This is a genomic window from Streptomyces sp. KR55 (assembly GCF_052245645.1).
Taxonomy (GTDB): domain Bacteria; phylum Actinomycetota; class Actinomycetes; order Streptomycetales; family Streptomycetaceae; genus Streptomyces; species Streptomyces flavusporus.
Genome location: NZ_JBQQCE010000395.1, coordinates 1 through 9,243, shown reverse-complemented (window position 1 = coordinate 9,243; position 9,243 = coordinate 1). Strand labels below are relative to the sequence as shown.

Annotated in this window: 6 protein-coding genes and 2 pseudogenes; 7 read left to right on the top strand and 1 reads right to left on the bottom strand. The window is 71.9% G+C overall.

The genetic code is table 11. The features are described from left to right. Both ACTWQJ_RS39050 and ACTWQJ_RS39045 read left to right on the top strand, forming a co-directional pair. Window positions 1-187, top strand: a pseudogene (locus ACTWQJ_RS39050) (TetR/AcrR family transcriptional regulator); the annotation flags it as partial. Window positions 188-409: 222 nt separating this feature from the next. Then, a complete protein-coding gene (locus ACTWQJ_RS39045) occupies window positions 410-1,651 on the top strand; it encodes an RNA-guided endonuclease InsQ/TnpB family protein (RefSeq protein WP_443311180.1) in 1,242 nt (413 codons plus the stop codon). Here the strand turns inward: ACTWQJ_RS39045 and ACTWQJ_RS39040 are convergent. Next, a complete protein-coding gene (locus ACTWQJ_RS39040; protein ID WP_443311179.1) occupies window positions 1,611-3,596 on the bottom strand; it encodes a GTP-binding protein in 1,986 nt (661 codons plus the stop codon). The genes ACTWQJ_RS39045 and ACTWQJ_RS39040 overlap by 41 nt on opposite strands. Window positions 3,597-3,849: 253 nt before the next feature. Here ACTWQJ_RS39040 and ACTWQJ_RS39035 point away from each other — a divergent pair, with 253 nt between their 5' ends. From ACTWQJ_RS39035 to ACTWQJ_RS39015, 5 genes and pseudogenes are all read left to right on the top strand, one after another. Further along, window positions 3,850-4,320, top strand: coding sequence for a (2Fe-2S)-binding protein (locus ACTWQJ_RS39035; protein ID WP_409467633.1), 471 nt, complete (start codon window positions 3,850-3,852; stop codon window positions 4,318-4,320). Further along, window positions 4,317-6,680: pseudogene (locus tag ACTWQJ_RS39030) on the top strand (xanthine dehydrogenase family protein molybdopterin-binding subunit). Before ACTWQJ_RS39035 ends, ACTWQJ_RS39030 begins: the two are co-directional and overlap by 4 nt. Beyond that, window positions 6,677-7,531 (top strand): FAD binding domain-containing protein, encoded by an 855-nt coding sequence (locus ACTWQJ_RS39025; protein ID WP_443311178.1) that lies wholly within the window; start codon window positions 6,677-6,679, stop codon window positions 7,529-7,531. Before ACTWQJ_RS39030 ends, ACTWQJ_RS39025 begins: the two are co-directional and overlap by 4 nt. 15 nt (window positions 7,532-7,546) lie before the next feature. Beyond that, complete coding sequence (locus ACTWQJ_RS39020; protein WP_443311177.1) at window positions 7,547-8,422, top strand: AAA family ATPase; 876 nt, start codon at window positions 7,547-7,549, stop codon at window positions 8,420-8,422. Between the two features lie 5 nt (window positions 8,423-8,427). Continuing rightward, window positions 8,428-9,243, top strand: an 816-nt coding sequence (locus ACTWQJ_RS39015; protein ID WP_443311176.1) for a vWA domain-containing protein, incomplete at its 3' end; no start/stop codon positions are given.

Below are 9,243 nucleotides of genomic sequence, written 5' to 3'. Positions count from 1 at the left end.
ACGCGGGGAAGCGGCACCCCGCGACTACCGCGTCGCCGCCACCGCGTTCATCGGCAGCGTCAACGGACTGATCCACGACTGGAGTGCCGGATGGGTCCCGGCGACGCTGGACGAGGTGGTCGACGAACTCGTACGGCAACTGCTGGGGATCCTGCGGCCGGGGGGCTGGAGCCCGACGGCGGCCTGACGCACCGGCGAACGGGCCTCGGGGTACGCAGAGTTCAGCGGGATCCTTGTGAGGAACCCCGGGTGTTCACGCCCGGAGGAATCGCATCCTGAGATGAGCGGTGCGGAGCACCGCGGGGGGCATCCGGCCCGGAGCGCGGGGAGAGGCCTGGACGGTTGGCCGGCATTCCGGTTTTCCGTGTTCGAATGCGGGGGCCGCCTAGTGCGGGGTAGCGTCGCGAGTGTGAAGCTGGTGGTGCAGGTGAAGCTGCTGCCGACGCCCGTGCAGGCGGCGGCACTTGAGGCGACTCTGCGCGCCTGCAACGAGGCCGCCACGTGGGTCAGTTGCGTGGCCTTCGAAAACGATGTGAAGAAGAACTTCGCGCTGCGCAAGCTCACCTATGACGAAGTGAAGGCGCGGTGGCGGCTGGGGGCCCAGGCCGCCCAGCACGTCGTGAAGAAGACCTGTGACGCCTACGCGACTCTGAAAGCGAACCTGAAGGCCGGGAACCTCGGCAAACCCGGCTCGAAGCGGTACCGCAGGGCCACCGAGAAGCCGGTCGCCTTCCGGCCGCAGAGCGCGCAGCCCTACGACGACCGGATGCTGTCCTGGCAGATCGCCGCACGCCGGGTCTCCATCTGGACCGTGCGGGGCCGGGTCAAGGACGTGGCGTTCACCGCCGCCCCCCAGCAGCTGGCCACCCTGGCCCTGTACCGCCGGGGCGAGTCCGACCTCGTGCACCGGGACGGCAGGTGGTTCCTCTTGGCCACCTGCGAAGTACCCGAAGCAGCGCTGAACACGGAACCGGCGGGCTTCCTGGGCATCGACCTGGGCATCGTGAACATCGCCACCACCTCCGACGGCGAGATCATGGCCGGGCGCGGGCTCAACCGCATCCGGGTGCGGGAACGCACGCTGCGTACCAAGCTGCAGAAGAAGAACACCCCGTCCGCCAAGCGGCGGCTCAAGAAGCGCAGGCGCAAGGAGGCGCGGCGGGCAAAGGACATCAACCACAAGATCGCCAAGCATGTGGTGGCCGAGGCGGAACGCACCGGTCGCGGGATCGCCCTGGAAGATTTGACGGGCATCCGCGAGCGGGTACGGCTCCGCAAGCCCCAACGGGCCACCCACTCCAGCTGGTCCTTCGCCCAGCTGGGGGCGTTCATCGCGTACAAGGCCCGCCGGGCGGGGGTGCCGGTGGTGTACGTCGATCCGGCGTACACCTCCCGCACCTGCGCCGAGTGCGGCCACATCGACCAGGCGAACCGGGTCTCGCAGGCCTGGTTCGCGTGCCGGTCCTGCGGATTCGTTGATCATGCGGACCGGAACGGCTCCCGCAACATCCGCGCGCGTGCGTGGGAGTTGTGGCGAAGCGGGGCGCAGTCAATCGCCCCTGCCCCACCACCACGTCAGCGTGGCGGTGGGACTGGACGCAAACGCAGCGTCACCGCCAGTGACGCCCGTTGTGCAAGCCCATCGCTTTAGCGAGCTTTAGCGATGGGTAGTTGACCGGGTTGTGGTCGGTGCGCGGCCGCTCGGGGACCGTGCCGTGCGCGACGGGTGCGTAGTGGTCGAAGGCACTCTCCAGCTCGCCCTCCCCGCGGGTGAGCCCCGGCAACTGCTTCTCGAGCGCGTGGACGTGGACCGCCGGCACCGTGCCCTCCAGGACACAGCCGGCGCCCCGGGTCTCGGTCGTCCGGGGTACGGCCCGCAGCCCGGCCAGGACCGGCAGCAGCGCGCCCAGGGTGTCCGCCGGGGCCTCGAGGCGGAAGCGGTGCATCGGCTCGTGGACCCGGGTGCCCGCTCGCCGCAGCGCCTCGATGAGCACCAGCGGTGTCAGACCGCGGAAGTCCGCGCCCGTGCTCGACATGCTCTTGTCGAAGCCCTGGTGGGCGTGGCTCTGGCGGGGCGAGTAGCCGGAGTGGGTCATGGTGACCGTGCAGTCGGTGACCTGCCAGCCGTGCAGGCCCTGCGCGAGTGTCTCCCGGACGGTGTCCTCGACGGCCTTGAAGAACGCGTACGGCATCGATCCCAGCTCCACCTCCAGCCGGAACGCGGTGCCCGAACCGGCCGGTGCGGGGTCGACGCGCAGTCCGACGGTTGCGAGGAACGGGTTCGGGTCCCTCTTGTTGAACTCGACCGCCGCCCCGGTACCGACCGGCCGCTCGATGCACAGGGGGGTCGTCTCCCGGAAGCCGACGTCCAGTCCGTACTCGTCGGCGAGCGTCGCCTGGACGACCTCCTTCTGCACCTCTCCGTAGAGGGACACGGACGTCTCCTGGCGCACCTCGTCGTGGCGCAGGCCGATGAGCGGGTCCTGCTCGGCGAGCTGGGTGAGCGCGAGGTGCAGGGCGCGCCGGTCGGCCGCCGGCCCCGGCACGACGACCGTTTCCAGGGTCGGCGGGGCGAACAGGTGCCCGTACGGCCTGCGCGGTTCGCCGATCGAGTCACCGATCCTGATGTCGGCCAGGCCCCACAGCCGGGCGATCCGGCCGGCCGGGACGGCGTCGCTGCGGACGTCGGTGCCGTGGTCGAAGACGCTGATCGCGGTGATCCGGCCCTCCCGGCCCGGGTCGCCGCACGGCACCCTGTCCCGGATGCGCAGGGTGCCGGAGAAGATCCGCGCGTAGGCGATCTTCTCCCCCGCCGGTCCCCGCTCGACCTTGAAGACGGTGCCGGAGACGGGTCCGTCGGGGTCGCCGTCGGCGGCGGGGAGCAGTTCCTTGATGCCGTCGAGCAGCGCGGTCACGCCCGCTCCGGTGATGGCGGAGCCGGCGTACACCGGGTGGACCAGGGCCTGCCGGGTGCGGGCGGTGAGGGAGGCACGGAGGAGGTCGGGGGAGACGGTGTCCTCGACGTAGGCCGCGAGGAGGTCGTCGTCGTGGTCGGCGAGGGCGTCGAGCGCGGCCGGGCCGAGTCCGGGGGTGAAGCGGGCCGCGCGGGTACCGAGTCCGGTGGCGGAGCCCATGGGTACGACCGCCGCCGTGAGCCGCTGCGAGATCGCCCGCAGCACGTCCTCGTAGCGCGCCCCGCGGCGGTCGATCTTGTTGACGAAGACCAGTGTGGGGATGCGCAGCCGGTGCAGCGTCCGCATCAGGACGCGGGTCTGCGCCTGGACGCCCTCGACGGCCGAGACGACCAGCACGGCGCCGTCCAGGACGCCGAGCACCCGCTCCACCTCGGCGATGAAGTCCGGGTGGCCGGGTGTGTCGATGAGGTTGACGGTCACGTCGTCGACCGGGAATGAGACGACGGCCGACTTGATGGTGATGCCGCGCTGCCGCTCCAGCGCGAGGGTGTCGGTCTGCGTACTGCCGGCGTCGACGCTGCCGATCTCGTCGATCACTCCGGCGGTGTGCAGCAGCCGTTCGGTCAGGCTGGTCTTACCTGCGTCGACGTGCGCGAGGATTCCCAGGTTGAGCAGGGGCACTGAGCGTCATGTCCTTCGTGGTGAGGGGGATTCCTTCCTGGGTGGACATGAACGCTGCGCGCATCTGCTGCTCCTCACGGTGCGGTGACGGGGTCCGTGCAGTGCAGCAGAACCGGGCATCCACGGGCAACGGATTAACGCTCGACAAGGCCCGCCGCACGACTCGCCGTCGACCAGGCCTCGCCATAGAGTGACTTCCATCATGCTCGGCCGCTGATTTCCCTCATTCCGCCCGTACGGCTCGGGAGGGCACATGACCCGTATCTCGGTGAAAGTGGACGGCACGACGTACGAGGACGAGGTGGAGCCCCGGCTTCTGCTGATCCACTACCTGCGCGACCGGCTGGGACTGACCGGCACCCCCGTGGGCTGCGACACCTCCAACTGCGGGGCCTGCACGGTCGACCTGGACGGCGTGAGCGTCAAGAGCTGCTCGGTGCTCGCCGTCCAGGCGGACGGCGCCGAGGTGACCACCGTCCAGGGACTCGCCACCGACGGGGAGTGGACCGGGCTGCAGCGGGCGTTCCACGACCGGCACGCCCTGCAGTGCGGATACTGCACCCCGGGCATGATCATGGCGGCGCGCGATCTGCTGCGCGACAACCCCCACCCCACCCCCGACGAGGTGCGCCACGCGCTGGAGGGCAACCTCTGCCGCTGCACCGGCTACCAGAACATCGTGCGCGCGGTGCTCGCCGCCTCCGAGGAGGAGGTGACGGCATGACCGACCAGATCGCCGAGCCCGAGGTCGGCCGTTCCCGCGCCCGCAAGGAGGATGCCCGGCTGCTGACCGGGCAGACCAACTGGACCGACAACATCCAGGTCGCCGGGCTGCTGCACCTGGCGATCCTGCGCAGCCCCATGGCGCACGCCCGCATCGACCGGATCGACGTCTCCCCCGCTCTCGAACGCCCCGGCGTCGTCGCGGCGTTCAGCGGCGCCGACCTCGCCGGCGGGCTGGGCTCGCTGCCCTGCGCCTGGCCGGTGACCGAGGACATCGTGCTGCCCGACCATCCGCCGGTCGCGGTCGACGAGGTGCGGTACGCCGGTGATCCGGTGGCGGTCGTGGTGGCCCGCGACCGGTATGCGGCCGCCGACGCGCTGGAGGCGATCGAGGTCGAGTACACGCCGCTGCCCCCCGTCCTGGATCTGGAGGCCGCACTCGCCGACGGTGCCCCGCTGGTCCACAGCGGCAAGGGCACCAACCGCTGCTACGTCTGGCCGCTGCAGACCGGCGAGGCGTTCGATGCCGTGCGGGACCGCGCCGAAGTGACGCTGAAGCGCCGCTACCACCAGCAGCGCCTCATCCCCAACGCCATGGAGCCACGCGCCGTCGTCGTCACCCCGCTCGCCGCGTCCGGAGAGTTCACGGTGTACTCGGCCACGCAGATCCCGCACATCCTGCGGGTCATGCTCTCCGTGGTCACCGGGATCCCCGAGCACAAGCTGCGGGTGGTCGCCCCCGACGTGGGCGGTGGCTTCGGCTCCAAGCTGCAGGTGTACGGCGAGGAGGCGATCGCCCTCGACGTCGCCCGGCGCCTGGGCCGGCCGGTGAAGTGGACCGAGTCCCGCTCCGAGGGCTACCTGGCCACCCACCACGGCCGCGGCATGATCCAGGACGTCGAGATCGCCGCGAACCGCGACGGCAGGCTCCTCGGCCTGAAGGTGGACCTGCTGGCCGACATGGGCGCCTACCTGATGCTGGTCACACCGGGCATCCCGATCCTGGGCGCGTTCATGTATCCGGCGATCTACAAGATGGACGCCTACGATTTCACCTGCACCGGCGTGTTCACGACCCGCACCCCCACCGATGCCTAACGAGGCGCCGGACGCCCGGAGGTGACCTTCGCCATCGAACGGATCATAAACGGTCTGGCGGCCGAACTCGGCATGGACCCGGTGGAGTTGTGGCGCCGCAACTGGATCCGGCACGAGGAGTTCCCGTACGAGCAGATCGCGGGTCTGACATACGACAGCGGCAACTACGAGGCCGCCACCGACAAGGCCCTGGAGCTGTTCGGGTACGACAAGCTGCGCGCCGAGCAGGCGGACCGCAACGAGCGCGGGGACACCGTGCGGCTCGGTATCGGCGTGTCGACGTACACCGAGATGTGCGGGCTGGCGCCGAGCCGGGTGCTGCGGGACCTGCGGTACGCGGCCGGCGGCTGGGAGGCGGCGAGCATCCGGATGCTGCCCACCGGCAAGGTCGAGGTGGTCACCGGCACGAGCCCGCACGGGCAGGGCCATGAGACGTGCTGGAGCCAGATCGCCGCCGACGTGCTGGGCGTGCCCTTCGACGACGTCGAGGTGGTGCACGGCGACACCAAGGCCAGCCCGCAGGGCATGGACACCTACGGCTCGCGCTCGCTCGTCGTGGGCGGAACGGCCGTGCACCGGGCCGCATCGAAGGTGGTGGACAAGGCACGGAAGGTGGCCGCCCACCTCCTGGAGGCGAGTGAGCAGGACCTGGAGTTCACCAGCGGCGTGTTCTCCGTCAAGGGCTCCCCGGAAGCACGGAAGACCATCCAGGAGATCGCCTTCGAGACGTTCTCCTCGCACGACCTGCCCGACGGCATGGAACCGACCATCAACGCCGAGCACGTGGTCGATCCCGACAACTTCTCCTACCCGCACGGCACCCACCTGTGCGCCGCCGAGGTCGACACCGAGACCGGGCAGACCCGGATCCGCTCGTACGTGTGCGTGGACGACGTCGGCCGGGTGATCAACCCGATGATCGTCGAGGGGCAGGTGCACGGCGGACTCGCCCAGGGCATCGCACAGGCCCTGTACGAAGAGGCCGTGTACGACGACGACGGCAACCTCGTCTCCGGCACCATGGCCGACTATCTCGTGCCGTCCGCGCCCGACCTGCCCGACTTCGTGACCGACCGGACGGAGACGCCGGCGTCCACGAACTCCCTGGGCGTCAAGGGAGTCGGGGAGGCAGGCACCATCGCGTCCACGCCGGCCGTGGTGAACGCGATCGTGGACGCCCTGCGGCCGCTGGGGGTGACGGACGTGCGGATGCCCTGTACGCCGGAGCGGGTCTGGCAGGCACTGAAGGAGGCGCGGGCATGATTCCTCCCGCATTCGACTACGCCCGGCCCACCACCGTCGACGAGGCGGTGCGCACCCTCGCCGACGCGGGCGAGGACGCGAAGGTGCTGGCCGGCGGGCAGAGTCTGCTGATGCTGCTGCGGCTCAGGCTTGCCTTCCCCGAACTCGTCGTGGACGTCGGCCGGATCCCGGAGCTGCGCGGGGTCCGCGAGGAGGACGACGCCCTGGTCATCGGTGCGACGACCACGCACCACGACGTGATGCGCGATCCGCTGGTGCGCCGGCACGCCGGGCTGCTCGCCGCCGCCACGGCGACGGTCGCCGACCCGGCCGTACGGCACCGGGGCACCATCGGCGGCTCACTCGCGCACGCCGACCCCGCCGGCGACTTGCCGGCGGTGCTGCTGGCGCTGGAAGGCGAACTGGTCGCCGTCGGTCCGGGCGGGCGGCGCACCGTCCCGGCGCGCGAGTTCTTCGTCGACTATCTGCAGACCGCGCTCGCGCCTGACGAACTGCTGGTGCAGATCAGAATCCCGAAGGCGGACGGCTGGGGCTTCCACTACGAGAAGTTCCACCGGGTCGCCCAGTCCTGGCCGATCGTCGGGGTGGCCGCACTGGTGCGGCGCGACGACGGGCGCATCGCCGAGGCGCGGATCGGACTGTCCAACATGGGCGCGACCCCCCTGCGCGCCGCGGCGGCCGAGGCGGCCCTGCCGGGTGCCGGCGACGCGCAGGCCGTGGCGCGCGCCGCGGAGTCGGCGGCGGACGGCACCCGGCCGCCGCAGGACACCTCGGGCTCGCCCGAGTACCGGGCGCACCTCGCGCGGGTGCTGACCAAGCGGGCGGTCCTGGCCGCCGCCGGAATGGGGTGAGGGCCGATCACGCCGATGGACGGCCCGGAGCAGGTGCGGGCCCGCCTGGAGGAGACGGGGTACCTCGTCGACGAGGGGCTGGCCGTCGCCTGCTACCTGGCCCTCAGGCTCGGCAGGCCGCTGTTCTGCGAGGGCGACGCGGGCGTCGGCAAGACCGCGCTCGCGTCCGCCCTCGCTCAGGCGCTCGACGCCCCGCTGATCCGCTTGCAGTGCCACGAGGGCATCGACGCCGCGCAGGCCCTGTACGACTGGGACTTCCCGCGCCAGCTGCTGCATCTGCGGGCCGCCGAGGCGGCCGGGGTCAGGGACGCCGAGCGGCTGGAGGGCGAGCTGTACGACCGCCGGTTCCTGCTGGCCAGACCGCTGCTCCAGGCCCTGGAGACCATCCCGTCGGTGCTGCTGATCGACGAGATCGACCGCGCGGACGACGAGTTCGAGGCGTTCCTGCTGGAGCTGCTGTCCGAGTTCTCGGTGACCGTACCGGAGCTGGGCACACTGCGCGCCCAGGAGCCGCCCGTGGTGGTGCTGACCTCCAACCGGACCCGCGAGGTGCACGACGCCCTCAAGCGGCGCTGCCTGTACCACTGGTTCGACCATCCGTCCTTCGAGCGCGAACTGGCCATCGTGCGGCGGCGGTTGCCCGGCGTGTCGGCACGGCTGGCCGAGCAGGTGACCGCGCTGGTGCAGACGCTGCGGGCACAGGACCTGCTCAAGCCGCCCGGCGTGGCCGAGACCATCGACTGGGCGGCGGCCCTGGACGCGCTGGGCGCGAGTGAGGTGGACGCGGAGCTGGCGGTGACGACGCTGGGCTCGGTGCTGAAGTACCGGGAGGACACCGAACGGGCCCGTCGGCTCGACCTGGCGGCGGCGCTGGCGGCACACGGGAGGTGACGGGCATGGGCATGGCGGCGTTCCTCGGTTTCGCCCACGCGCTGCGGGCGGCCGGCGTCGACGCGAGCGCCGAGCGGGTGCACGCGTTTCTGCGTGCCGTGGACGTGCTGCGGCCCGGCGTGCGCCGGGACGTGTACTGGGCGGGGCGGCTGACGTTGTGCGGCGACCGGGACGACCTGGAGCGGTACGAGCGGGTGTTCGCGGCGTACTTCGGCTCCCGTGCGACGGCGGCCGAACCGGCCCGTACCGCTCCCCCGCCGCGCCTCGGCCTGGTCGTCCGCGACGCCCGAAGCCGCCCCCGCACCCCCGCGCCGGACGAGGACCGGGCCCCGCCCGCCGCCACGCTCGCCAGCTCCGCGGAAGTCCTGCGCCACCGTGACGTGGCCGACCTGGACGCCGCCGACCGCGCGCAACTGCACCGGCTGCTGGCCGCGTTCACGCTGCCCGGGCAGGCGCGCCGCACCGCACGACGGCGCCCGGCCCGCCGCGGCGACGTCGATCCGCACCGTACGGTGCGGGAGCTGCTGCGGCACGGCGGGGAGCCCGCGCTGCTGCGGCGGCACGCCCGGGCCGAGCGGCCGCGGCGGGTGGTGCTGCTGGTGGACGTCAGCGGCTCGATGGCGCCGTACGCCGACGCACTGCTGCGTTTCGCGCACGCCGCCGCCCGCGGGGCGCGCACGGAGGTGTTCACCATCGGCACGCGGCTGACCCGGGTGACCCGGGAGCTGTCCCACCGCGACCCCGACCGGGCGATGGCGGAGGTGGCGGCGGCCGTGCCCGACTGGCGCGGGGGCACCCGGCTCGGGGAGCTGCTGCGCGAG